The organism is Streptomyces sp. NPDC059009 (genome assembly GCF_042740175.1).
In the GTDB taxonomy this organism is placed as follows: Bacteria; Actinomycetota; Actinomycetes; order Streptomycetales; family Streptomycetaceae; genus Streptomyces.
Window position 1 is genome coordinate 24231 of sequence record NZ_JBHYJB010000001.1, and the last position, 24651, is coordinate 48881.

The 24651-nt window shown below is 72.3% G+C and carries 17 protein-coding genes; 7 read left to right on the forward strand and 10 right to left on the reverse strand.

Annotation, left to right across the window (positions count from 1 at the left end; genetic code table 11):
• Positions 1–13: 13 nt before the first annotated feature.
• The 3 genes from ACFWYM_RS00130 to ACFWYM_RS00140 all read right to left on the reverse strand — a co-directional run bounded on the left by ACFWYM_RS00130 (position 14) and on the right by ACFWYM_RS00140 (position 4905).
• Positions 14–1648 carry an ABC transporter substrate-binding protein gene (locus tag ACFWYM_RS00130; protein ID WP_384828201.1) on the reverse strand — a complete coding sequence of 545 codons (1635 nt, stop codon included), beginning with the start codon at positions 1646–1648 and terminating at the stop codon, positions 14–16.
• Entirely contained in the window at positions 1648–3780 is a 2133-nt protein-coding gene (locus ACFWYM_RS00135) for a hypothetical protein (RefSeq protein WP_384828202.1), read from the reverse strand. Before ACFWYM_RS00135 ends, ACFWYM_RS00130 begins: the two co-directional genes overlap by 1 nt.
• Positions 3781–3927: 147 nt before the next feature.
• Positions 3928–4905: a kinase gene (locus ACFWYM_RS00140; RefSeq protein ID WP_384828803.1), complete on the reverse strand. Its 978-nt coding sequence runs from the start codon at positions 4903–4905 to the stop codon at positions 3928–3930.
• A 206-nt stretch (positions 4906–5111) separates the two neighbouring features.
• Between ACFWYM_RS00140 and ACFWYM_RS00145 the strand changes: the two genes are divergently transcribed.
• The 6 genes from ACFWYM_RS00145 (at position 5112) to ACFWYM_RS00170 (ending at position 11210) form a co-directional block, all read left to right on the forward strand.
• The gene (locus tag ACFWYM_RS00145; RefSeq protein ID WP_384828204.1) at positions 5112–6110 is read left to right on the forward strand and encodes a pyridoxal-phosphate dependent enzyme; all 999 of its coding nucleotides are present in this window, start codon (positions 5112–5114) and stop codon (positions 6108–6110) included.
• Positions 6111–6142: 32 nt separating this feature from the next.
• Positions 6143–6976: a Rossmann-like domain-containing protein gene (locus ACFWYM_RS00150; protein ID WP_384828205.1), complete on the forward strand. Its 834-nt coding sequence runs from the start codon at positions 6143–6145 to the stop codon at positions 6974–6976.
• Positions 6973–8298, forward strand: coding sequence for an MFS transporter (locus ACFWYM_RS00155; protein WP_384828207.1), 1326 nt, complete (start codon positions 6973–6975; stop codon positions 8296–8298). The genes ACFWYM_RS00150 and ACFWYM_RS00155 overlap by 4 nt, the downstream gene beginning before the upstream one ends.
• A 92-nt stretch (positions 8299–8390) precedes the next feature.
• Complete coding sequence (locus ACFWYM_RS00160; RefSeq protein ID WP_384828805.1) at positions 8391–9404, forward strand: FecCD family ABC transporter permease; 1014 nt, start codon at positions 8391–8393, stop codon at positions 9402–9404.
• A 1-nt stretch (position 9405) separates the two neighbouring features.
• Positions 9406–10185 carry an ABC transporter ATP-binding protein gene (locus tag ACFWYM_RS00165; RefSeq protein ID WP_384828209.1) on the forward strand — a complete coding sequence of 260 codons (780 nt, stop codon included), beginning with the start codon at positions 9406–9408 and terminating at the stop codon, positions 10183–10185.
• Positions 10186–10211: 26 nt separating this feature from the next.
• Positions 10212–11210, forward strand: coding sequence for an ABC transporter substrate-binding protein (locus tag ACFWYM_RS00170; RefSeq protein ID WP_384828211.1), 999 nt, complete (start codon positions 10212–10214; stop codon positions 11208–11210).
• Between the two features lie 21 nt (positions 11211–11231).
• On the opposite strand, the gene ACFWYM_RS00175 is transcribed toward ACFWYM_RS00170, so the two are convergent.
• The 5 genes from ACFWYM_RS00175 to ACFWYM_RS00195 form a co-directional block, all read right to left on the reverse strand.
• Positions 11232–11957 (reverse strand): class I SAM-dependent methyltransferase, encoded by a 726-nt coding sequence (locus ACFWYM_RS00175; protein ID WP_384828213.1) that lies wholly within the window; start codon positions 11955–11957, stop codon positions 11232–11234.
• Positions 11958–12150: 193 nt separating this feature from the next.
• Positions 12151–14589: a SpoIIE family protein phosphatase gene (locus tag ACFWYM_RS00180; protein ID WP_384828214.1), complete on the reverse strand. Its 2439-nt coding sequence runs from the start codon at positions 14587–14589 to the stop codon at positions 12151–12153.
• Between the two features lie 245 nt (positions 14590–14834).
• Positions 14835–17336 carry an MFS transporter gene (locus ACFWYM_RS00185; protein ID WP_384828807.1) on the reverse strand — a complete coding sequence of 834 codons (2502 nt, stop codon included), beginning with the start codon at positions 17334–17336 and terminating at the stop codon, positions 14835–14837.
• Positions 17337–17557: 221 nt separating this feature from the next.
• Positions 17558–18001: an SRPBCC family protein gene (locus ACFWYM_RS00190; RefSeq protein WP_384828216.1), complete on the reverse strand. Its 444-nt coding sequence runs from the start codon at positions 17999–18001 to the stop codon at positions 17558–17560.
• Between the two features lie 115 nt (positions 18002–18116).
• On the reverse strand, positions 18117–18716 hold the full coding sequence (locus ACFWYM_RS00195; RefSeq protein ID WP_384828809.1) for a TetR/AcrR family transcriptional regulator C-terminal domain-containing protein: 600 nt from the start codon (positions 18714–18716) through the stop codon (positions 18117–18119).
• 419 nt (positions 18717–19135) lie between these two features.
• On the opposite strand from ACFWYM_RS00195, the gene ACFWYM_RS00200 reads away from it, so the two are divergent.
• The gene (locus tag ACFWYM_RS00200; RefSeq protein ID WP_384828218.1) at positions 19136–20179 is read left to right on the forward strand and encodes an Rv2578c family radical SAM protein; all 1044 of its coding nucleotides are present in this window, start codon (positions 19136–19138) and stop codon (positions 20177–20179) included.
• Positions 20180–20184: 5 nt separating this feature from the next.
• On the opposite strand, the gene ACFWYM_RS00205 is transcribed toward ACFWYM_RS00200, so the two are convergent.
• Positions 20185–21489 carry a lipase gene (locus tag ACFWYM_RS00205; protein ID WP_384828220.1) on the reverse strand — a complete coding sequence of 435 codons (1305 nt, stop codon included), beginning with the start codon at positions 21487–21489 and terminating at the stop codon, positions 20185–20187.
• Positions 21490–21602: 113 nt separating this feature from the next.
• Positions 21603–24635 carry an FxSxx-COOH system tetratricopeptide repeat protein gene (gene fxsT / locus ACFWYM_RS00210; RefSeq protein WP_384828222.1) on the reverse strand — a complete coding sequence of 1011 codons (3033 nt, stop codon included), beginning with the start codon at positions 24633–24635 and terminating at the stop codon, positions 21603–21605.
• Positions 24636–24651 lie beyond the last annotated feature (16 nt).

Sequence of the window (24651 nt, forward strand, 5' to 3'; positions counted from 1 at the left end):
CAGGTGGCACGCGTCATCGGGTTCCGCTGGGCACCACGCAGTTCTGCGGCTGCGGCGTCCTGTTCGGCCAGCCGATCTTGCGGAATTGCACCTTCTTCGTACGGGGGTTCAGGGTGACCACGGCCACCGGCTTGTCGTAGGGGTTGCCGCTGTTGGTGAGGCAGATCCAGCCGCTGGTGCCGCTCACCCGGTTCGTGGACTCCAGGCGGGGCCACTGCGCGGCGACCCGCTCCAGTGTCGGCACACTCCCCTTCTTCGCCTGGCTGTTGGCCAGCCACACGGCGTGGGAGATGGTCAGCACGCCGTCGTGGACCAACATCGTGCGCGAGTCGTCGAGTTCGACGTCGCCGATGTCACCCGCGCCCTGCCGCTTGATGAGGGCGTCGAGCTTCGCCAGCTGGTCGCGTGGCTGGGTGAGAACGGGCGGGTCCTCCTTGCCCGCGTTCCTCTTGTCCTTCCTCCACGTCTTGAGCTCGGCCCGCCAGGCATCCGGGTGCGCGGGCGCCGCGTACTCCACGGTGACCTCGGGCTCCTTTCCATCGCCACCCAGCCGCTTCCAGTCCGCGTCGCTCATGTACCGGTCGAGGGTGGCGGCCCCGGATCCGCTGACGATCGTGAACTTCCGGCCGTGGCAGTCCTGATCCGCGAGCTTGAGGGCGAACAGGCGCAGATGCACGGGGCGTCCGGCGAAGTAGATGACCTTCGCGTCCGACAGGCAGATGTTCTGACCGATCGTGTTGAAGTCCGTGCCCGTATTGCCGATCTCGTTGATCCCCGGCGAGTCGAACGGCTGGTCCTTCGGTCCGGGCGGGCCCTTCTCCTTGCGGCTGAACGCCTTGGCCAGTGAGGCGTTGTAGATGTCGTTCGGGCGCGTGTCCTTGACCAGGACCGTGTCCCGGTCGTTCAGCCCGAGGCGCGAGGCGGCGAGGGCATCGGCCTGGCTCTGATTGGTGGGGATGATACGGGCGAGCGTCTTGTAACGGGGCTTTCCCGTCTCGGAGTTGGCGAGTTCGTCGGCGCTGGCGCGGCTGATGAGGACAGGGATGCCCAGTTCGTTGGTGAGTCGGTCGACTGCCTCCTTGGTGCTGGCGAGGCTCAAGTTGAAGCCGGTGACAGCGCGGAGGTTGTCCTCGGGCGAGTCCGCCATCTCCTTCAGCCGGTCGACGACCTTCCCCTGCTGGCCGTAGTCCGCGCCGGGGTTGGCGAGGACGAGTCGCATGAGGGGCGAGTTCTCCTCGCGATTGGCCTGGTACTGCGCCAGGTAGGCGCCCTGCACCTCGCTGCGGAGCTGCGCCCGGTCCGCGCCGGACTTCGGTTCCAGGGGCAGCATCATCGCCACCGTCACATGCGGCTTCTTGGCGATCCGCCGGTTCTCCCTGTCGATCGCGGCGGTCACCTTCGCTATCTCGCGGGTCCCGAAGTCGTATCCGGAGCCGTTGACCCCGATGCACTCCCCGTCGCTCTTGTCGACCCCGGCGGCACAGTGATCGGGTTCGTTGACCCAGTCCGGGATGTAGACGAGGCTGAGCACGACCGCGGCCACGACGGCGAGGACCGTCACGGACTTCCTCAACAGGGTGGCCCCGCACGTCCGGTAGAGCCAGTCCACCGCCTTGCCCCAGGCCGACTCGCCCCGTCGCTCCGCCATCACCGCACCTTCCTGCCGATGTGCCGCGTACACGCACACGGCATGAGTGGCTGCCTGTTCTCGATCGACTCGCCCCACCTGCGGGCCGTGTCCGTCAGCGTGGCCGCCGCCCGGGGCGCCTCGGTGCACAGGTCGTCGAGGACGTCCTTCAGCGCTCCGGCCACCGCGTCGTCGATCGGCCTGGTCCGGTCCTCGCAGAGCCACAGGGCGTGCAGCAGCCGGTCCACCCGCCAGCGCAGCGTGCCGCCCTCCACCGGCACCTCCCCCAGGGCCCGGAGGCGCCGGTCGTCGGGCCTGCCGAGGAGCGGTGCCTGGGCGATGGACAGGACGTCCTCGCACCACCGTCCCGGGGCGGTCGTGGCGAAGGTCGCGGTCAGCCGGTCGACCACCGACTCGGCTCCCTGGACGGCGAGTTGGTGGTTGAGACGGTGGGCGCCCACCGTGCCGAACACCTCGTCGGGATGGCCGTCGCGCAGCAGCAGGTAGTGGTTGTGGAGACGCTCGTGGTCGAGGGCCCACTCCGCGCCGCCCGGCCGCATCCGGTAGAGGCGCTGGCGCAACAGCGTGCGCAGGCCGAGGTCGCCGATGAAGTGGCGGGGGCAGTGCGGCCAGCCGCAGTCCTGGAGCAGATCGGCGATCCGGGGTGCGGCGAGCTGTGCGGGCCGCCCCTCCTGGACCCGGCGCATCAGGGCCTGGGCGCACGCCCCGTCGTGCGCGACGGACAGGTGCGTGAGCAGGTCGAGCCAGCCGTCGCGGTGCTGCGGCGGCAGCTCCTCGGGGAGTTCGCGCAGGATGAGTTCGTCGAGGAGCACCTCGCTGACCGGGTGCGGGGCGTCGTCGTCGGTGCGCACGGTGCCGTCGAGCAGGGCCGGGGTGCCGCGGTCGCCGAGCGGCCGGTACGAGGCGGTCGCCTCGCTCAGACGGGTCACGAAGAGCGGTCGGCCGCCGCTGAGCCGGTGGATGCCGAAGTCGATCTGCTGCCAGGAGGCCGGGGTGTGGGTGCCGGAGCGCTGGTGGCGCAGCCGGGTCGCCGCCTCCTTCTGCTGCCCCCGGGTCAGGACGGGCATGCGCAGCAGCAGGGCGCCGCGGGCCGGTGGTGCGAGCTCGGGATCCTGGGCCGGGGGGCGCCGCCACGTGGGGAGGGCGCCGTCGGACGGGGACCAGGTGGTGGGCGGGTCCTCGTCCGGGTCTCGGTCGCGGCCCAGGAGCCGCCCGCCGCCCTCGTGGCGGGCCGTGGCGAGGACGACGACGCGGTCGTGGTGTCCGGCCTCGCGGTCGGCGAGCACCGGCCGCAGCAGCCCGCGCCCCAGGGCGTTGTCCGCGTGGTCGAGCAGCACGGCGGGCCGCCCCGCGCGCACGAACCGCCCGACGCCCCGGAACTCGGCCTCGATGTCCTGCCGCAACGCCCGGAAGAGAAAGCCCTCCGCGGTCCGCCGGGCGACGCCGCCCTGCTGGAAGTCGGAGACCAGCGCGTGCAGCCCGAGCCCGGGCATGCCGGCCGCGCCGGGGTACTCGCCGTAGCACCCGCGCAGGGCGGAGCCGCCCTCGCGGGAGACGCGGGCGAGCAGTTCGTCCACGACGGCGGTGAGCAGCGGAGTGACCAGCGGGTTCACCGCCAGCGCGGCCAGGGCGTTCAGATAGCCGTTGCGGGCCCGGTGGAACACGCCCCGCCAGAACGCCCCCTTCGGTACGAGGGTGTCGTGCCGCCGCACCTCGTCCACGAGGTCGGCCTGGCTGGCCTGTGCGCCGCTCGCCGCGACGGCCGCGAGCCCCGCGTACAGGCGCGGGGTCTCTATTTTGCCGCCGTCGCCCGACCATTTCTGGAGCTGCAGGCCGATTTCCCGGAGGGCCTCGGTGATTTCCGAGCGGGTTTCCACGTGTTCTTCGGACACCTCACCGAAAGGCGGCACCCTGCAGTCCAGGAAGGCCACGGGAACGTAACTCCCGAACTCGCCCCGCACGCATCGCAAGAGGCGCCCTTTACCCATCCCGGGCCCACCCGTGAGCAGCACGACGGGCAGGTCGGGCCCGTACAGCATCGCGTGATTGCGCCCTTTGCGGGTCTTTCCGAGCAGGCTCGGCACCAGTCCGTCGTCGGACAGCAGCTTCTCGAACCCAAGATCGTCTGGCACGGTCCCCCCGAGGCATCACCGATGCGAACCGGCGCGTGATGGGGCGTCACGTTAGTGGAACGCGCAGTGCTTGGGGAGCGAATTCCGAAGCTGAACCGCAACTGGCGGAATTGCGACGGCTGTTACGGCCCCGCCCTCACCCCGCACTCACCCCGCCACCCCACCCGCAAAGCTCAGCGTCCGATACACCGAGACCCCACCCCCGAGCGCCCCTCCCTCACGCACCCCACCCCCGGCCGCCCCGCCCACCAGCCCCGCACACGCCTCCGCCGCCACCGCGGCCCTCCGCGTGTACGCCGGATCGGCGAGGTCGAGGAGGATCCCGAGGGTCGTCCCGCTGTGCCCGACGGCGACGCCGAGGCCGCCCACCTCGCGGCAGATCTCCCGCATCGGCTCCAACGTCCTTTTGTGGCGCAGGCGTTGGTTCATCAGCGCACTGCGCGTCGCGACCCGGCCGACCTCCGCGAGGTCGCGGTGGCGGACCGCGGCGGTGAGCCGGTCGAGGAGGCGGGCGTAGACGTGCCGGTCGGCCGTGGTGAAGGTCTTCGGGACCCGGTTGAACGCGACGGTGTCGACCTCGCCGCCCTCGTCGACGCCCACGACACCCATCGCCGGGAGCGCCCCGAGCACCGAGCGCAGCCGCACCGTGCGGTGGTGGAAGGCGACGATCGCCGAATAGAGGACGCCGTCGGTGGGCTCGATCCGGGACAGGAGCCGCTCGATGCGGGCGGGCGGCAGCGCGACGCCGAGGGCCTGGCCCGTCGCGCGCGCCGTGGCGACGAGGTCCGCCGAGGAGCTGGCGAGGCCCTTCCCCTCGGGGATCACACTGCTGAGGGTGAGGGTTCCGCCCACCCCCCGCCCCGGCGCCAACTCGGCGATCATGCGGGCCAGTTGCAGCGCCTTCGTCTTGCGGGCGGGGCGCACCTCCAGGGCGGTGGAGTCCGGGTCGCGGCGATAGGTGGCCCGCGTCCACCGCGCCACGGGAAGGGTCACCAGGAAGTCGCCGTCCCGCTCGGGCAGCGCCCCCTGGAGCAGCTCCCCGAAGGTGCCGAAGGCGGTGCCCACGCCGACACCCGGGGGCACCGGGCGCGGAGCACGTATGACGGGGGCGGCCCCCTGGGTCAGCTGCACTGAAGTCCACCTCTCGGTCCCTGAACGACTGCGGGTCACCCACCCTACCCGCTCTTGACAATCATTTTCATTTAGTGTGATGCTCGCCCGGCTCCCGGAGGACCGCTCGGCCTCCGGGACCACTCCTGCCACGAACCGCCGAAGCCTGCCGTCACACCTGCCACCCCACCTGCCATCACGTCCTCGACAGGGGCACACCCATGCACACGCACATCGCGGAAGCGGTGAAAGAACCCGATCTCATATCCCTCGAACCCGGCCTGCTCTGCCTCCGGTTCGAGTCGATGAAGATCTACTCGGCCCTGGGGGCCGTCCGCCATCTCCTGGAGACCGGGGCCGTCAGACCCGGCGACACCCTCGTCGACAGCTCCAGCGGGATCTACGCGCAGGCCCTCGCGCTCGCCTGCCATCGCTACGGCATGAAGTGCCACATCGTCGGCTCCACGACCGTGGACCGCACACTCAGGATCCAGCTGGAGATACTCGGCGCCACCCTCGAACAGGTCGCCCCCTCCACCGACCTGCGCCTCGACCAGGAGGCGCGGGTGCGGCGGATCGGCGAGATCCTCCGGGACAACCCCTCGTACCACTGGATGCGGCAGTACCACGACGACATCCACTACTACGGCTACCGCGAGGTCGCCGCCGCGGTCGGCGCCGACGTCCCCGAAGGTCCGCTCACGCTCGTCGGCGGGGTCGGCTCGGGCGCCTCGACCGGGGCCCTCGCCTCCTGGCTGCGCGCGGCTGGACGGGACGTGACGCTCGTCGGCGTACAGCCCTTCGGCAGCGTGACCTTCGGCGCGGAGCACGTGGCCGACCCGGACATGATCATCGCCGGGATCGGCAGCGCCATCCCCTTCCGGAACGTCCGGCACGAGCTGTACGACCGTGTGCACTGGGTCAACTTCGACTGCGCCCTCTCCGGGGCCGTCGCGCTGCTGCGCACCAGCGGCATCTTCGCCGGGCTCTCCGCCGGGGCCGCCCACCTCGGCGCGCTCTGGGAGCGGGCGCGGGACACCGGCGACCGCACCCACGTCTTCATCGCCGCCGACACCGGCCACCGCTACGTCGAGAGCGCCTACGCCCGGCACGCCGAGGCCCCGGACATCGACACCCTCAAGCCGTACGAGATCACCTCCCCCGACGAGCTGCGGCTGCCCTGGTCCACCGGCGCCTGGCCCCTCGACAACAACTCGTGATGAACCGTCATATACCTGTGAAAGACGACCACATGACCCACCCCACCACCACTCCGCGCACCGTCGCCGAACTCACCGACGCCGTCCTCGCGGGCGCGCACGGAACCGACCCCGCCGGGCTCTCCGTCACCAGCGCGTTCTGGCTGTACCACACCACCCGGCTCGCCGGCGGTGGCGTCACGTACCACAACCACTATCTGCTCCTGCGGGTCGGCGACTCCTTCGGCGCCTGCTCCTTCGAGGCCGGTGAACTCGCCCCGGACTTCTGCGAGAACGCCTCCGGGCACTCCCTCGACAAGCTGCTGCGCGCCGAGTCGGCGCCCGTCCGCGTCGCCGCCCTCGACGCGTACCTCGCCCACCAGCGCCCGCACCGCGCCGCCCCGGACGCCGAGGCGGTCACCCTGCCCGTCGGCACCCCCGAAGTCCGCGCCGCCGCACGCGACGCCGCCATCGCCGGGCTCCTCGACCTCGCCCCCGGCGCCCGCGTCGCCCTCATCGGCGTGGTCAACCCGCTGGTCGCGGCCATCCGCGAGCGGGGCGGCGTCTGTCTGCCCTGCGACCTCAACCTGCGCACCACCCAGTGGGGCGAGCCGATCACCGACGACATGACGGAGGTCCTCGCGCACGCCGACGCCGTGGTCGCCACCGGCATGACCCTCAGCAACGGCACCTTCGATCTCATCCTGGAGCACTGCCGCGAACGGGCCGTCCCCCTCGTCGTGTACGCGCAGAGCGGCGCCGCCGTCGCCCGCGCCTTCCTCGCCTCGGGCGTCACCGGACTGTCCGCAGAGCCCTTCCCCTTCTCGCAGTTCAGCGCGGATGAGACAGCCCTGTACCGCTACCGGGCGGACGGGGCCGCCGCGTGAGCGTCGACGCCAGGAACTCACAGCCGCAGACCGCGACACAGGAGGAGGCGCTGCCGGGTGACCTGCGGATGGCGCGCGCCCTGTGGCCCGTCCTGCTCGCCTCGGCGGTCGGGCTCCTCCCGTTCACCGTCTTCAGCACGTATCTGGTGCCGATCGCCGCGGCCGCGGACAGCGGGGTCGCCTCGATGGGCGGCCTGCGCGGACTCGGCGGCCTGGCCGCCCTGCTGGTGGGCACCGCCTTCGCACCGCTGGTCGACCGGGTGCCCCGCACCTGGGCCGTGGCGGGTTCGCTCGGCGCGCTCGGGGTCTCTGCGGCGCTCGGCGCGAGCGGCGACTTCCTGCTGCTGGCCGTGTTCTGCCTGCTGGTGGGCGCCAGTACGGCCGTGCTCAACCCGGCCCTCACCGCCGCGGCCGCCGACCGCTTCGGCACCGGCAAGGCGGCGGGCCGCGCGGCCACCCTCGTGACCGCCACCCAGTCGATGACGGCGATGCTCGCGGCCCCCGTCATCGCGCTCCCCGCGCTGCTGTGGGGCTGGCAGGGCGACCTCCTCGCAGTCACCGTCCTCTCCCTGCTCCTGGCCGCCGTCCTCGTCGTACGGGACAAGGGCGGAGCCGTACGAGGGAAGGACGGACCGGGAGGAGCGGAAGAGGAAGAGCAAGCGGCAGCGGAGGCGGCACCGGCCGGCCAACGCCTCGGCTATCTCGCCTCGTTCAGAGCGCTGGGACGAGAACGGGGCGTACTGCCGCTGCTCCTCGTCGCCCTCCTGCGCACCGCCGTGTTCATGGGCTACCTCTCCTACCTCGCGGCCTTCTACGAGGAGCGGTTCCGGCTCGACGCCGGGCTCTTCACCCTCGTATGGACGCTGAGCGGCGCCTCGTTCTTCGTCAGCAACCTCCTCACGGGACGCCTCACCAACGCCGCCGGGCCCCGCGTCCCCACCGAACGCCTCCTGCTGCTCGGCCTGTCGGCGGCGCTCGCCTCCGTCGTGGGCTTCTACTTCACGCACTGGCTGCCGCTCGCCCTGCTCCTGACGTCCCTGCACGCCGCGAGCCACGCCGTGGTCGCCGCGTGCGTGGTCAGCCTGCTCGTCCGCCGGTGCGGGCCGGGGCTGCGCGGCTCGGCGCTGAGCCTCAACGCGGCCGGGATGAGCCTCGGCGTGTTCATGGGCGCGGGGCTCGGCGGGGCGGGGCTCGGGCTCGCCGGGTATCCCGGGGTCGCGGTCGTCTTCGGCGCGCTCGTGGTGGTGGCGCTCGGGGCGGCGGGGCTCGTGCTGCGCGCTGCGCGGGCAGAGGACAGCGGAGCGGGGGCGGGGACCGCGTGAGCACCACGACGGCGCCGGCGACCCCGGCCTCAACTGCCGCTTCCCTTACGGGAGTACGAGCCCGCCTCCACTCCCCCACCGCCCTCGCCCTCATCTGCGCCGCCCTCTTCCTGCTCCTGCTCGGCTCCGTCGTCGTCGCCATCGGGCTCGGTGCCGCCGCCGTGCCGCCCGCCGAGACCGCGCGCTTCCTGTGGGCGGCGCTCAGCGGGGGCCGCGTGGCCGCCGACGACATCACGACGTACCAGATCATCTGGCAGATCCGCACGCCCCGGGTGCTGCTCGCGGCCCTCGTCGGGGCCGGGCTCAGCGCGGTCGGCGTCGCGATCCAGGCGATGGTGCGCAACGCCCTCGCCGACCCGTTCGTGCTCGGGGTCTCCTCCGGGGCCTCGGTGGGCGCGGTCGGTGTGACGGTCACGGGCGGGCTCGCCGCGCTCGGGGTGTACGCGGTGTCGGCGGGCGCGTTCGTCGGGGCGCTCGTCGCGTCGTTCCTCGTGTACGCGGCTGCCTCCAGCGGCGGCGTCCTGGCGCCGCTGCGGCTCGTCCTGACGGGGGTCGCGCTGTCGCTCGGCTTCCAGGCCGTGATGAGCGTGATCATCTACTTCGCGCCGGACAGCGAGGCGACCAGCACGGTCCTGTTCTGGACCATGGGCAGCTTCGGGGCGGCCAGTTGGGGCACGCTGCCGGTCGTCGCGGGGGCCGTGCTGCTCGGGCTCGCCGTCCTGTACCGCAGCGGCCGGACCCTGGACGTGCTCGCGCTCGGCGACGAGACGGCGTCCAGCCTGGGCATCCGGCCCGACCGTCACCGCAAGGCGCTGCTCGTCCTCGTCTCGCTGGTCACGGGCGTGCTGGTGGCGGTGAGCGGGGCGATCAGCTTCGTCGGGCTCGTCATGCCGCACCTCGTGCGGATGGTGGTGGGCGCGGGGCACGCCCGGGTGCTGGCCGTCGCGCCGCTGGCGGGAGCGGTGTTCATGGTCTGGGTCGACCTGCTGTCCCGCACCGTGGCGGCGCCCCGCGAGCTGCCGCTCGGCGTGCTCACGGCGCTGGTCGGCGTGCCGGTGTTCCTCGCGCTGATGCGGCGCAAGGGCTATGTGTTCGGGGGCCGTTGACATGGAACTACGCCTCCAGGACCTGAACGTCGTCGTCACCGACGGCAAGGCCCTCGTCCAGGACCTGTCCCTCGACGTGGGCGACGGCGAGGTCGTCGGGCTCGTCGGCCCCAACGGCAGCGGCAAGTCCACCGCGCTGCGCTGCGTGTACCGGGCGCTGCGCCCGACCTCGGGCACCGTCCGGGTCGGCCCCGACGACCTCGCCGCGCTCCCGGCCCGACGCGGCGCCCAGCTCGTCGCCGCGCTGACGCAGGACGGCTCCGTCGGCCTGGACTTCACGGTCGAGGAGGTCGTGGCGCTCGGCCGGGCCCCGCACCTGCGCGGCAACCAGGCACTGAGCGCCCGCGAACGCGCCCTGTGCGAGCGGGCGTTGGAGCGCCTCGACCTGACCCATCTGGCCGGGCGCGGCATCCTCACCCTCTCCGGCGGGGAGCGCCAGCGCGTCCTCCTCGCCCGGGCCCTCGTCCAGGAACCCCGGATCCTCGTCCTCGACGAGCCGACCAACCACCTCGACGTCCGCCACCAGGTGGAGATCCTGTCGTCGCTGCGCGGCGCCGGCCTGACCGTCCTGGTGGTCCTGCACGACCTCAACCTCGCGGCGGCCGCCTGCGACCGGCTCGGCGTGCTCTCCCAGGGGCGCCTGGTCGCCTCCGGCACCCCGGCCGAGGTCCTCACCGAAGACCTCGTCACCGACGTGTTCGGGGTCCGGGCGACGGTCGTCGAACACCCCCTGACGGGCGACCCCCAACTCCTGTACGCGCTCACCCCCACCCCCCACTGACCACCCTCCGAAAGGCCCGACTCCCCATGCCCCGCACCAGATCACTCACCCTCACCGCCACCGCAGCAGCTGCCGCCCTCCTCCTCAGCGGCTGCGGCGCCGACATCGCCGACGACGGCAAGGGCGCCTCCGCCGACCGGGTCACCGTCAAGCGCTGCGGCGAGCCCGTCCCGTACCGGACGCCGCAGCGCGCGGTGGCCTACGAGGGCGGCAGCGCCGACAAGCTGTTCAGCCTGGGCCTCACCAAGCACGTGCACGGGTATGTGATGCCGCCCGCCAACCCGCCCGTCAGCGAGTCCCCCTGGGCCGCCGAGTACGCCAAGGTGAAGATGCTCAGCGACGATCTGCTCAACAAGGAAGTCGTCGTCGACGCCAAGGCCGACCTGGTCGTCGCGGGCTGGAACTCGGGCTTCAGCGACCAGCGCGGCATCACCCCGAAGATCCTCGACAAGCTGGGCGTGCAGAGCTTCCTGCACACCGAGAGCTGCTTCAACTACCCCAAGTACCCGGAGAAGAGAGCCCCGTTCGACGCTCTCTACACCGACCTGGAGCGGCTCGGCCGGATCTTCCACGTCGAGAAGAAGGCGCAGCAGGTCGTCGACGGGCTGAAGAAGCGCGCGGCCGCCGTGCGGGCGAAGGCGCCCCGGGGCGAGCGGGTGCCCGTCTTCCTGTACGACTCCGGGACGGACCAGCCGTTCACGGCGGGCGCCCAGGTCCCGCCGAACGACATCATCAAGGCGGCGGGCGGCCGCAACATCTTCGACGGCCTCGACGAGCGCTGGACGCAGGTCTCCTGGGAGTCCGTGACCAAGGCCGAGCCCGAGGTGGTCATCATCCTCGACTACGGCGACCAGCCCGCCCAGAAGAAGATCGACTTCCTGAAGAAGTCCCCCCGCACCAGGGAGCTGCCCGCCGTGAAGAAGAACAACTTCTTCGTCCTCGACTACAACGAGGGCATCAGCGGGCCGCGCAACATCGACGGCCTGGAGAAGTTCGGGGCGTATCTGCGCGGCCTGGAGAAGTAGGCCGGTCCCGACACCGCGACGTCACTCCTCCCGCGCCACCACCAGCCACTTCGACGGCAGCTCGATCCGGGTCCCGTCCGCCGTGAACTCCGTGGTGATGAGCGGGATGTCGCCCTCCGCGACGACCGTGAGGCCCGCCGCCCGGACATGGCCGAACAGCGCCGCGTCCGCGACCTCGCCCGGTGCGAGGCCGTGGGCGAAGACCGGTGCCAGTTTGGGCGGCGGGCCGTCGGGCGACTGGGCCAGGCCCATCAGGACGGGCTTGGCCGCCTCGGAGAGTTCGACGACGAGGGCCCGGCCGCGTTCGCCGATGAGGGTCGCGACGGCGTCCGCGAGGGGCTGGCGGCCCGCGGGCTCGCACTGGTGCAGGACGCCGCGCATGTACACGTTCACGTCGCCGAGTTCGGCGTGCAGCTGGTCGACGGCGCCCTTCTCGGAGGCGTCGAGCTGGCGGTACTCGGCCTGGCCCGCCGGGTCGGCGCGGCGCGCGTGGTCGACCGCCGCGCCCGAGAGGTCGGCGCCGAGGACGCGCGGGTAGCGGTCCGCGAGGAACCGCGTCTGGGTGCCGTTCCCGCAGCCCAGGTCGAGGACGGGCAGGCCGATGGCGGCGAGGTGCGGCTCGAGGAGGGCGAGGTGGAGGCCGACGGTGAGGGCGGGCTCCGCGTCCCAGAAGACCGCGCCCTGTTCGTCGGGGGCCTCGCTCCAGAAGCCCTCCCATGCCTCCCGGTACCGACGCGTGACGCTCATGACCAGCTCCCCAGGGTGCGACGGCCGCCTCCGTAGGGCGACGACGTGATCGGTGTACCGCTCCTGGGGTGTCGTGGACAAGCCACCGGCACAATCCTTCACGCCGCATTCGACGCGCGTGCCTCCGGCGTACGCCCCTGAGGGTGTCTTCGGATGCCACGCCCTCTGCGCGCCATGTCGCCCACGGGCGGCGCTACTTGTGCGGCAGGGCCAGTTCGAACCAGACCGTCTTGCCGGTGCTGGTGCGGCTCGTGCCCCACTCCTTCGCGATGCCGCTGACGACGCTCAGGCCGCGCCCCGACACATCGCCGGGGCCCGCGCTCGTGAGCGTGGGCAGCGTGTGGTCGGCGTCCGCCACCTCGCAGGTGAGGGTCGCGGCGCGGACCAGGCGCAGCTCGACGCCGTCCGAGCCGCTGTGCCGTACGGCGTTGGTGACCAGCTCGCTGACGAGGAGCTCGGCGGAGTCCGCGAGGGCGTCCAGGTGCCAGGACGCGAGGCGCTCGCGGACCAGTTCGCGGGCCCGGCTGACCTCGCTGGGGTCGGCGGCGAGGCGCCAGTGCGCGACGTCCTCGGCGGCGACGCCGCTGAGGCGGGCCATCAGGAGCGCCACGTCGTCCTTGCGGCCGCCACGCGTGTTGAGGGCCCGGATGATGGTGTCGCAGGCGTCGTCCATGGAGGCCGCCGGGTGGGCGGCGGACTCGACGAGCGTCGCGAGGCCCACGGCGATGTCCTCGCCGCGCACCTCGACCAGTCCGTCCGTGCACATCAGCAGGCGGTCGCCGGGCGCCACCCGCAGCCGTACCTCTTCGAAGGGCACGCCGCCGACGCCGATGGGCGCGCCGGTCGGCAGGTCCAGGAGCTCGCTGCGGCCGTCCTCGGCGCGGACCAGGACGGGCGGGATGTGGCCCGCGTTGGCGAGGTGCAGCTCGCCCGCGATGGGGTCGTAGACCACGTACAGACAGGTGGCCAGGTAGTGCTCGCCGAGGCGCTGGGCGAGGTCGTCGAGGTTGCGCAGGAGCTGCGCGGGCGGCAGGTCGAGGGCGGCCATGGTCTGGACGGCGGTGCGCAACTGGCCCATCATCGCGGCCGAGTTGAGGCCGTGGCCCATCACGTCGCCGACGACGAGGGCGGTGCGGGAGCCGGGCAGCTTCACCGAGTCGAACCAGTCGCCGCCGACCCGGCCGAGGAGGGTGCCCGGCAGATAGCGGGTGGCGATCTCGCAGCCGGGCATCCGCGGCTCGATGTGCGGCAGCATGCTGTCCTGGAGGGTGTCGGCGACGCTCTCCTGGTACGTGTACATGCGGGCGTTGTCGAGGACGAGGCCCGCGCGGGCGGCGAGTTCGGCGCCGGTGACGCGGTCCATGTCGTTGAAGACGGGCCGCTCCTGGTGGCGGAGCAGGATCATGAAGCCGAGGACGACGTTCCGTGCCTTGAGCGGGACGACCAGCATGGAGCGGTTGGTGATGAGGGGGCGGATGTCGCGCTTCTCGAACTGCGCGGCAATGGCGTTGCCCATCTCCTCGGAGATGCGCGGCACCAGTACCGGCTCGCCCGAGGTCATGCACTGGAAGAACGGCGTGTGCGCGGGGAACGGCATGGACTCGCCGACGGGCACCACGTCGTCCCAGCGGCCCGGTTCGTCCGTGTGCTCCACGGCGACGCGGTGCCACATCGTCGTCTCGTCGGGCGCGCCTTCGGGGAAGCCCTCGCCCGCGACGACCTGTTCGCGCAGATAGGTGCCCGCGACATCGGTGAAGCGCGGCACGACGGCCCTGCTGACCTCGACGATGGTGCGGGACAGGTCGAGGGAGGAGCCGATGCGCCCGCTGACCTCGTTGAGGAACTCCAGGTGCTCGCGCACCGCCGCGTATTCGAGGTCCTCGCCCTCGTCGTCGGCGGCCTGCGGGGCGGGTGCCCGGCCCTCGGCGGCGGCTCGCGCCGCCCTCTCTCTGCGCTCCTTGCGCTCCACTCGGCGGGGCACGCCCCAGTCCGGGGTGACCGGGACCCGGTCGTGCTTGCTGAACTCCAGTACGGGATAGCCCAGTTCGAGAATCTGGGCCACGATGCGGGCGCTCTCGCCGACGCTCATGCTCGGCAGGATCTCCGGGAGCCGGTCGGCCAGCTCGTCGGCGCCGGGGAAGTCCGTGTGCAGGGCGAAGCCGGGGGCGAGCCGCTCGGTGCTCGCCTCGCTGTCGTACCCGTCGCCGTCTCCGTCGCCGGGGCCCAGGGCGGTGGCGTCCGCGGCGAGCACCAGGAGGCGTTCGGGGCCGGGTCCCACCAGGGGGTAGGCCCACCACAGGACGTCGATGCGGTGGTCCTCGCCAAAGGCGTGGAGGTGGGCGCGGCCCGCGGCCGGGTAGGAGATGTGGCCGTCCAGCGAGGTCTCCAGGTCGGGGCCCAGACCGTCGTACGCCCCGTAGGGCGCGCCGCTCTCGGGGAGGGCGCCGGAGACGGGCAGGAGGTCGCTCGCGGCACGGCCGACGGCGTCCTCCTTCGCGTACCCGAAGAGGCGGCGCGCGCCGGTGCTCCAGTGGGAGACCAGGCCGCTCGTGTCGACGACGATCACGGCCAGGGGCACGCGCCCCGAGACCGCGCTCCGCGCCGCCGGTCCCCCCGGGGTGCCACGCTCCATGGCCACGGCTCCTTCCCTTGGCGCCGCATGATCTGTGTCTCCCCAACCACCGTACGGCCGGGGCAGGTTGATGTGCGCCTCAATGCGGGAAATTCCCTCGGGCCGGAGCCTCCGGCGCATCCGGCCCTCGGGAAGGGAGTACTCTCCGTCCTCCAGATGACGGACGGACGGCGGAACGGACGGCGGACCTGTCAGTCCTCGCGGTCCTCGCGGCCGAGAACGCTCGGTCCTCGCAGCCGAGAACGTCAGTCCTCGTGGCCGAGTTGGAGGTCGCGCTCGGTGCGCCCGCCACCCGCCACCTGGAGGACGGTCGCGACCGGCGGGTAGCCCGCCGCGATGACCGTGTACTCGCCGGAGGAGAGGTCGACGAACCGGAACGTTCCGTCGGCGCCGGTGGTGAGGGTGTCCACGACGTTGCCCGCCGCGTCGAGGAGCGTCACGCGCGCATCCTCCACGGGGCGGCCGCCGCCGGCCCGTACGGTGCCGCGCAGTACCGCGCCGCCCGCGAGCTCGACGTCCTGGCGGGTCTCGCGGGCCGCCTGCACGGAGACGGGCAGGGCGGCGGGCCGGAAGGCCGGGGCGCTGGCCGCCAGGGTGTACTCGCCGGCCACCAACTCCGTGATGACATAGCCCCCTTCGCGCCCGCTGCGGGTGGTGGCGACGACCTCGCCGCGCACGTCGGTGAGGGTCACCGCGGCGTCCCTGACGGGCGTGCCGTCGGCGGTGACCACGGTCCCGGCGAGGCGCCCGGCGCCGCCGAGGACCACGTCGAGTTCGACGGGGCGCTCGCCGACGGTGACGGTGACGGCCTGGGGCTGGTGGCCCCCGGCGGCGGCGATCAGCACGAACGACCCCGAGCCCGGCGTGGACAGGGCGTACCGGCCGTCCTCGCCGCTCGCGCCGCGCCCGATCTGCTGGCCCGCGACGTCGATGAGGGTGAGGGCGGCGCGGGGCACCACGGTGCCGTCGGGGTGCTGCACCGTTCCGCAGACGGGCACTCCGGAGGTGTAACCGGTGGTGCGGGCCTGGGGGATGGCTGCGGGCTCGGCGGCCGGGGCGTTGTGGGACACCAGTGGTTTCTCCTTGAGGAAAAAGGCGATCAGCATGCCGAGGACGAGCACCGGCACCAGGTACAGGAAGATCCGCGGCATCGCGTCGGCGTACGCCTGGATGTAGCCCTCGCGCAGCGGGGCGGGCAGGTGGTGGACCAGCTGCGGGGTGATGGACTCGGCGTCGGGCAGGTCGGCACCGGCCGGGAGGCGGTCGCTCAGCGCGTCGGCGAGCCGGTTCGCGAAGAGCGTGCCGAAGATCGCGGCGCCGACGCTGCCGCCGATCTGCCGGAAGTAGTTGTTGGCGCTGGTGGCGGTGCCGAGGTCGGAGCCGCGCACGGAGTTCTGCACGGCGAGCACGAGGACCGGCATGACGAGGCCGATGCCCGCGCCGAGCACGGCCATCCAGATGCTGTACTGCAGCCGGGGCGTGTCGGCTTCGAGGCGCGAGAGCAGCCACATGCCGGCCACGGAGAGGGCGCCGCCGAGGACCGGGTAGATCTTGTAGCGGCCGGTGTGGCTGATGAGCTGGCCGCCGATGATGGAGGCGCCGACGATGCCGCCCATCATGGGCAGCATGAGGAGGCCGGACTCGGTGGCGGTGGCGCCGTCGACCATCTGCAGGAAGGTCGGCAGATAGCTGGCCGCGCCGAAGAGGGCGACGCCGATGACCATGCCCACGAGACCGGTGATGTTGAAGACCGAGTCGCGGAACAGGCGCAGCGGGATGAGGGGTTCGGCGGCGAAGTGCTCGGCGACGAGGAAGAGCACGGCGGCGAGGGCGGCTCCGCCCGCGAGCCCCAGGATGACCCGGTCGCCCCACGCGTACTCGGTCCCGCCCCAACTGGTCAGCAGCACCAGGCAGGTGGAGGCGGCGGCGAGCAGCAGGGCGCCAAGGACGTCGAGCCGGGCCTTCACGTCGGGCTTGGGCAGCTTGAGGACGACGGTGACGACGGCGAGGGTGACCAGGCCGAAGGGGACGTTGAAGTAGAAGCACCAGCGCCAGGTGACGTGGTCGGTGAAGAACCCGCCGAGCAGCGGTCCGGCCACCGAGGCGAGGCCGAACGCGGCGCCGATCATGCCCATGTAGCGGCCGCGCTCGCGGGGCGGGACGATGTCCGCGATGATCGCCTGCACGCCGATCATGAGCCCGCCCGCGCCGATGCCCTGGATGGCGCGGAAGGCGATCAGCTGGTCCATGGTCCGCGACCAACCGGCCAGCGCGGAGCCGATGATGAAGATGACGATCGCGAACTGGAAGACGCCCTTGCGCCCGAAGAGGTCGCCGAGCTTCCCGTAGATGGGCAGTCCGACGGTCGAGGTGAGCAGATAGGCGGTGATCGCCCAGGACATCTTGTCCAGGCCGTGCAGCTCACCGACGATCTTCGGGAGCGCGGTGGCGACGATCATCTGCTCCAGGGCTGCCAGGAGCAGGGCGAGCATGAGCCCGACGAAGACCATGCGCACGCGGCTCGGGCTGAGCCCGTGGGCCGGGGGCGCGGCTGCTCCGGCTCCGGATGCGACCCCGGATTCGACTCCGGATTCGACTCCGGATGCGACTCCGGATTCGACTCCGGCCCCGGCTTCGGCTTCGGCTTCGGCTTCGGCCGCTGCGTCGGCAGGGGCCGGGCGCCGCGACTCCCGCTCGGGCTCCCGCCCGGCTCCCCCGGCCTCCTCGGTGGCCAACTCCTGGGCCATCAGCGTCGTCCCGCCCACGTCCTGCTCCCCTCGTCGCGCCTGCGCCGCCCATTTCTCGCATTACGCGACAACTACGAGCAAGCGCGACGAGTCGCCCTTGTGCCGGGCCCGGCGGACGTATCCGCCGGTAGGAGCCCTACGGCGTACAACGGCGCCGTGGCGAAAACCACTCGAAACGGTGAGAGTGACAACAACCCCGATGGGTGAAGCGGGAGTTGAGGCTACTTCTCGACCTCGGCCGCGAGCTTGGCGAGCACGGCGTCGTAGATCCGGCCGAGGCCCTTGGGCGCGAAGGTCTTCTCGAAGAAGCCGCCGATGCCGCCCGCACCGTTCCAGACGGTGGAGACGACGACGCGGGACCGGCCCTCGCCGCCGGGGGTGACCGTCCAGGTCGTGACCATCGAGGAGTTGCGGTCCTTCTCGACCAGCTCGCCGTCGGTCGGCTCGGTCACGTCGAGCAGGCAGTCCCGGATGCGCTTGCTGGTGGCCTGGAGCTTCCAGTGGACGACGGTGCCCTCGCCGTCGCCGCCCTCGCGCACCTCGTACTCGCTGAAGTGCTCCGGCAGCAGCTTCGCGCGCGTGCCGCTGTAGTCCGCGAGCGCGTCGAACACGTCGTCCGGCTGCGCCGCGATTGTCCGCTCGGTGACCGCCTCGACCTGCGCCATGGCACTTCCTCCACTTGTTCTTCCAGGGGTGAGCAGTCAGCCAATCACCCTCCGTGCCGGGCTCCCAAATCGGGGTCGTACGGCGCCGCGTCCGGGCGGTCGGGGGCGGGCGCGCTCAGGCGTGGGCGAGGTTGCCGATGATCAGGCCGAGGGCGAAGTCGAACCGGTCGTGCCCCGACCCCGCGGTCAACTCCCCTGCGTGCTGCCTGATCTGCGGGAACCGGTCGGACGGGAGCGCCTCGAACCGGCCGACCAGGTCGTCGCGGCTCAGCACCCAGTCGTCGCCCTCCCGCCGCTGCCGCTGCACGAGCAGGGAGCGCTCCAGGGCGTAGGCGCCCACGTAGAGGGAGAGGGTGTCGATCGCCCACGCGGCCGTCCGCGGTGCGATGCCGCCGGACAGGAGGATGGCGAGCAGCCCCTCGTTCACGCGGAGGGTGTCGAGGTTGGTGGGCATCATGGCGAGCGCGGCGCGGAAGACGCCCGGGTACTTCAGGTACTGGTCGCGCAGTTGGGCGCAGACGTCGCGGATCTGGTCCTGCCAGGCGTCCGGGTCGGGCTCGGGCAGCACGATCTGGGCGCAGAGGCGGCCGATGAGCAGGCCGTCGATGTCGTCCTTGTTGACGATGTGCGCGTACAGCGAGGACGGACCGGTGCCGAGGACGGCCTGTCCCTCGCCGTCGTCGGGCTGCTCGGCCTGTGGTGGTCCACCGCGCACTGGACCACGGGCCTCACCGTGTGGCAGCTCACCCCCTCGCTGTTCCTGACCGGCTTCGGCTCGGGCCTGATGTCCGTGCCGCTCTTCGACTTCATCCTCGGCGACGCCGGCACCGAGGAGGTGGGCACCGGCGCGGGCATGCTCAACGCCGTGCAGCAGTTCGCCGGAGCCATCGGCGTCGCCGCCCTCGGCACCGTCTTCTTCGCCCGCGTCGCCCACGCGAGCACACACGCCTGCTTCAGCGCCGCGGAGCTGGTCTTCGCCCTCTGCGCCGGCCTCTACCTCCTCACCCTCCTCCCTCCTCGTCGGCCTGCTGCCGATCCACTCCCAGCAGGCGCACTGACCAGCGCCCGGCGCCTCTCCGCACGATCAAGGGAACACATGTTCTATTGTGTGGCCAGTGCTACCGAGGAGGTGCCATGCGCTGGGAGAATCTCGCCGACCGACCGACGTCACCGGCCCGCACGGACGCCGCGCTGTTCGGCGCGGACGCCGTCACCACCCGGACCTTCGACACCCCCGAGTTCCGCGGGGTCACCTTCCACGAGGTCCGGGCCAGGTCGATCGTGAACCGTGTGCCCGGGGCGTCCCGGATGCCCTTCGAGTGGACGGTCAACCCCTACCGCGGCTGCACACACGCGTGTGTCTACTGCTTCGCGCGCAAGACGCACAGCTATCTGGACCTGGACACCGGGCTCGGCTTCGACAGCCAGATCGTCGTGAAGGTCAACGCGGTCGAGCTGCTCCGCCGCCAGCTGGCCTCGCGCCGCTGGCACGGCGACCACATCGCGATGGGCACGAACGTCGACTGCTATCAGAGGGCCGAGGGCAGGTACGGGCTGATGCCCGGGATCATCGCGGCGCTGCGCGACCACGCGAACCCCTTCTCGATCCTCACCAAGGGCACGCTGATCCTGCGCGACCTGGACCTGCTGCGCCAGGCCGCCGAGGTCACGGACGTCGGCATCTCCGTCTCCGTGGGCTTCACCGACGAGCGCCTCTGGCGCACCGTCGAGCCGGGCACGCCCGCCCCCGAACGCCGTCTGGACGTCGTCCGCACCCTCACCGACCGCGGCATCGGCTGCGGCGTCCTCATGGCCCCCGTCATCCCCTTCCTCGGCGACCACCCCGACCAACTCCGGGCCACGGTCCGCGCGATCGCCGCGTCCGGCGCGACCTCGGTCACGCCCCTGGTCCTGCACCTGCGCCCCGGCGCCCGCGAGTGGTTCATGGGCTGGCTCGGCCACCACCACCCGCACCTGGTGCGCCGTTACGAGCGCCTGTACGCGGACGGCGCCTACGCCCCCAAGTGGTACCAGCGCCGCATCACCCGCCATGTGCACGAACTGGCCCAGGAGTTCGGGATCGGGCCGACGCGGGCCGGGGCGGCGCGCCGGATCCCCGTACGGGCGGAGCCGGCGCCCCTGGTGTCGGACGAGCCGACCCAGCTGACATTGCTCTGAGGGCCTCACCGCCCGCGCAGCTCACCGAACCAGCGCGCGATCGCCGACGTCGCCGCGACGTTCGACCCCAGGTGGCGGGACCCGTGGTGGTCGACGGGCCCGAGGTCGACGACCGGGGCGTGCACGCCGTTCCTGAGCAGAGCGCCCTGGCAGTGCGCCGTGTTGGCGGTGTCGGCCTGTTCGTCCCCGCCCGCCATGTAGAGGCGGACCGGGGCGCGCGGGGTCCAGTCGGTGCAGACGGCGTCGGTTGTCCGCAGCGCCGCCGCCAGCGGTCCCCGCGGCTGCGCGAGCAGCTCCCGGCCGTGCGCGGTCAGCAGCTCGTCGACCGTGCCCGGGGTGCCCTCCATCAGCTGCTTCCCCGTGTGCGCGCCGTCGAAGAGCGCCTCGATCCGCTGGTCGTACGGGGCCCGGAAGACCTCGCCCGGGCTGTCGTACAGGTGGTGGAGCCGTTGGAACGCCACCAGGGTGTAAGCCGCGTACAGCACACTGGACTTGGGCTCCAGCGTGCCCTTGAAGAGGGCGGGCAGCTCCGTTCCGCCGAAGTCGTACGCGCCGCTGACCGGCGCCAGCGCGCCCAGCCTGAACCAGCGGTCCGCGCCCGCCTGAAGAGCCCGGCCGAGCCCCAGTGCCGCCGAGGCGCCCTGCGAGAAGCCGGTGGCCATGACGTTCCGCTCCAGCACATGTCCGGTGCGCGGCGCGAAGGCGCGGGCCGCGCGCAGCATGTCCAGGGACGCCGTGGTCTCGGAGCCGACGTCCATCCAGGGGTGCAACCCCGGCCCCTTGCCCATGCCCAGATAGTCGGGCGCGACGCCCGCGGCGCCCGCCGACGCGTGCGCGATCACGGGTGCGGACAAGAACGTGCCGCGCTGCATGGACGGCGCATCGTCCTTGTGACTGCCCGTGCCGTGCGCGAAGGAGACCGGCCGCAGCCGTCGCTCACTGCTCAGCGGGACCACGAACAGCCCGCTCGCCGTGGTGGGTTGTCCGTGCGGATCGACGGTCCGGTACACCAGCCGGTACGCCACCACGCCGTGCCGGACGGTGCCGGCGTCGAACCCGGCACCCTCCAGCTCGGCGGCCACGGCCTGCGGCGTCGCGAGCGTGTACAGCCTCTCGGCGGAGACCGGCGTGCCCCGGCCGCGCTCCGCGTGCTGCGCCGGGGCGGGGGCGGCAGGCGCCGTGGCGGCGGTGGCGGCGGCCGGGCCGCCCAGCAGCAGGCCGCAGCAGAGAGCTGCTCCCACTGCCCGGCGGCCGCCGCGGTGCCGCGTCCTCTTGTGCGAGGGCGGCAAGGGGGAGGCGGAGAGGGCCATGATTCGCTCCAGACGTAGTTCCACGAAGGCCGGTTCAGCCTCGCGCGTCGCGAACCACGCCGCACTGGGGCAGGGCCCCGCATCCTTCGGGTGTCTGGCCCCCTTGCGTGCTCTCAGCCCAGGTATGCCTCGAAGTCCCAGTAGGGACGGGTGCGTTGGCGGGCGGAGATGGTGTGGGGGTGCTGGGCGCCGAGGGTGCGGGTCAGGGTCAGGAGGCCGTCCTCCTCGAGCTTGCCCGCCTCCTCGCGCTCGCGCAGGGCGCGCAGGTCCGCCGCGAGGGCGACCTGGGTGGAGACGGTGAGGGGATGCTCGTCACCGAGGGTGCGGCGGGCACGGCGCAGGGTGTCGCGGCTCAGGTCGGCGGCGTCGGCGATGCGGCCGGTGAAGTTGCGGGCGCCCGAGGCGTTGAGGGCGCAGCCGAGGACCCAGGGGTGGTCGGGGCCGAGCGTCGCCGTCAGTCCGGCGAGGGCGGACTCGAACATGGAGAGGGCCTCGGCGCGTTCGCCCGCCGCCTGCATGACGAGGGCGGTGTTGCCGACCATGCCGCTCGCCACCGGGTGGGCGGGGCCGAGCAGGGACCGGTAGCCCGCCTCCGCCTCGGCGATCAGGTCCTTGGCCTGGCTCAGGTCGCCGTGCTCGCGGAGGTAGTTGCCGTAGTCGGTGATGGTGGTGAGGGTGCGGAAGTGGCCGCGGCCGTGGACCAGTTGGAGCTGCTCGACGAGACCGGCCATCGTGGGGCCGATGTCCTGCGAGAAGCCGCCTTCCCTGCGCTTGCAGAGCGCCAACTGGGCGCGGGCTTCGAGGGTTTGGGGGTGCTGCGGGCCGAGGACCTGGATGTGCAGGCGCAGCACGGACTCCTGGCGGGCCAGGGCCTCGCGGTAGCGGCCGAGCAGGCGCAGGTCGTGGGCGACGGCGTTGCTGGAGTTGAGCGTGGTGATGTGGCGGGCGCGCAGGACGCTCTCGCGGCGGATGGCCGTCTCCACGTCGTACTCGTAGGCGTCCGCGTAGCGGCCGAGCAGGCGCAGCCCGTAGGCGAGGTTGTGCCGGGCGCTCAGGGTCTCGACCTCGTCCTCGCCCAGGATGCGGTGGGCGGCTTCCAGGACCTTCTCCTGGAGTTCGTTCGCCTCCTCGTACCGGCCGAGGTAGCGCAGGCTGTTGGCCATGCTGCTGGAGGTCTGGAGCGTGCCGAGCTCATTGGCCTCCGGGGAGGCGTGCAGCCGGTCCAGGCAGGACTTGGTGAGTTCGTACGCCTCGCGGAACTTGCCGCTGGCCCGCAGGATGTTGCCCTCGTGCGTGGTGAGGTCCAGCATCGGCTGGGCCAGCGGGTCCATGATCCGGGTCCAGTGTTCGCGGATCTGCTCGGCGAGTTGGAGCCCGGCCTTGTACTCGCCGCTGCGGTGGCAGTAGCGCAGACAGTTCAGGACGGCCGCCTGGACGCGCAGGTCGGAGCTGCCGAGGGCGCCGGAGGGTTCGAGGTGCGGCAGCAGTTCGGCGTAGCGGGGCCAGTGCCTGCTGTCCATGGGGTTGCCGGGGTCGGCCTGGGCGAGCAGCCTGCGCACGGCCCTGCGGTGGATCTCGTGGCTGTCCTCGCTGGTGAGCTTGGAGACGATGTCGTGGACGAGGCGGTGCATGTGCACCGACTCCTGGTGCGGGCCCATCTCGGCGTTGGCGGGGCCGCGGGTCTCGCGGGTGAGGACCGAGTAGTTGACGAGGGTGTCCAGGGCCCTGGTCCAGGCGGGCAGGTCGGTGCTCATCCAGCGCAGGCCCTCGGGGAGTTCGGCCTGCGGGTAGGCGCGGATCAGGCCGAGGGGGATGCGGCCGGGCGCGAACGAGGTGCACAGGCTGAGGACTTCGATGGCCTGGGGCTGGGCGCGGCGCAGCCGGTTGATCAGTATCGACCAGGAGGTGAGGGAGGAGTGCGGGAAGCCCTCGCCGGTGGCCGGTTCGTCGATGGTGGAGAGGCGGCGCTCGCGCACCATGCGCAGATATTCGGGGACCTCCATGCCCGATTCGCCGAGCCAGGAGGCGGCCTGGACGAGGGGCAGGGGTACGTCGCCGAACTCGACGGCCACCTCGTCGGCCTGTTCCGCGGTGATGTGCGGGGCGCGGCGCATCAGGTAGCCGGTGGACTCGTGGCGGTCGAAGCCGGGGACCTGGAGGACCTCGGTGGTCTCGCCCCAGCCGTGGTTGCGGGAGGTGATCAGGACGTGTCCCGGGCCCTGCGGGAGCATGACGCTCGCGCCCTCCAGGTCGTCCCAGCCGTCGAAGATGACCAGCCAGCGGGAGTGCGGGTCGCCGCGGCGCAGGGCCTCGCGGACGGCGCGGATGCGCTCGCCGGGTTCGTTGCCGACGGGCAGTCCGAGTTCGACGGCGAGTTCGCCGAAGCGGTCGCGCTGGATGTTGCGGTCGTCGCAGTTGACCCACCAGACCACGTCGTAGTCGGTGCTGAAGCGGTGCGCGTACTCGGCGGCGAGCTGGGTCTTGCCGATGCCGGACATGCCGAGCATGGTGCAGGCGGCGGCGCCGTGCTCGGCGTCGGCCAGGCGCTGGTTGAGGTCGGTGAGGAGGTCGTCGCGGCCGGTGAAGCGCGAGTTGCGGCGCGGCACTTCGCCCCACACCTCGGGGCGGGTCTCGGGGAAGCGGGCACCGGACTCGGCCGGGGTGCGGCGGCCCGCGGGGCGGCGGCGGTCCAGGCCGAGCCTGCTGAGCAGCCGCTCCTCGGCGCCCTCCTGGCTGAGGCCCCACAGGTTGGCGGGTTCCAGGACGGCGGTGGCCGGGAGCAGCGGCCGGTTGGTGAGGTTGACGGCGGCGAAGCGGTCGGCGTGCTGGGCGACGAAGCCGCGCAGCACGGTGTTCCACTCGCCCGCGGGGCGTGGCCCGAGTTCGAAGAACCAGTCGTTGAGCACGAGCAGGATGCGGCTGCGCGGCGAGAGCAGGAGGTCACCGAGGGACTCCTCCAGCGGGACCTCGCGCCGTGGGTCCCAGCGCTGCAGCGTGGCACGGTGGCCGTGGCTCTCCAGGCACTGGGCGATCCAGGCGGCCCACGAGCGGTGGTACCCGGGGAAGACCACCAGGAAGCTCTCCGCTCCCGTGGGGGCACCACGGTCCGCCGCACCGCGCTCGCCCGGCCGTCGCTGCTCCGTCATCGCACATCTCCCTCGC

Coding starts and splice junctions, on each gene's coding strand:
- ACFWYM_RS00145 (WP_384828204.1), top strand. CDS start 5,112: ATGCACACGCACATCGCGGAAGCGGTGAAAGAACCCGATCTCATATCC.
- ACFWYM_RS00175 (WP_384828213.1), bottom strand. CDS start 11,957: ATGAGCGTCACGCGTCGGTACCGGGAGGCATGGGAGGGCTTCTGGAGC.
- ACFWYM_RS00185 (WP_384828807.1), bottom strand. CDS start 17,336: ATGGCCCAGGAGTTGGCCACCGAGGAGGCCGGGGGAGCCGGGCGGGAG.
- ACFWYM_RS00150 (WP_384828205.1), top strand. CDS start 6,143: ATGACCCACCCCACCACCACTCCGCGCACCGTCGCCGAACTCACCGAC.
- ACFWYM_RS00165 (WP_384828209.1), top strand. CDS start 9,406: ATGGAACTACGCCTCCAGGACCTGAACGTCGTCGTCACCGACGGCAAG.
- ACFWYM_RS00170 (WP_384828211.1), top strand. CDS start 10,212: ATGCCCCGCACCAGATCACTCACCCTCACCGCCACCGCAGCAGCTGCC.
- ACFWYM_RS00130 (WP_384828201.1), bottom strand. CDS start 1,648: ATGGCGGAGCGACGGGGCGAGTCGGCCTGGGGCAAGGCGGTGGACTGG.
- ACFWYM_RS00200 (WP_384828218.1), top strand. CDS start 19,136: ATGCGCTGGGAGAATCTCGCCGACCGACCGACGTCACCGGCCCGCACG.
- ACFWYM_RS00205 (WP_384828220.1), bottom strand. CDS start 21,489: ATGGCCCTCTCCGCCTCCCCCTTGCCGCCCTCGCACAAGAGGACGCGG.
- ACFWYM_RS00190 (WP_384828216.1), bottom strand. CDS start 18,001: ATGGCGCAGGTCGAGGCGGTCACCGAGCGGACAATCGCGGCGCAGCCG.
- fxsT (WP_384828222.1), bottom strand. CDS start 24,635: ATGACGGAGCAGCGACGGCCGGGCGAGCGCGGTGCGGCGGACCGTGGT.
- ACFWYM_RS00180 (WP_384828214.1), bottom strand. CDS start 14,589: ATGGAGCGTGGCACCCCGGGGGGACCGGCGGCGCGGAGCGCGGTCTCG.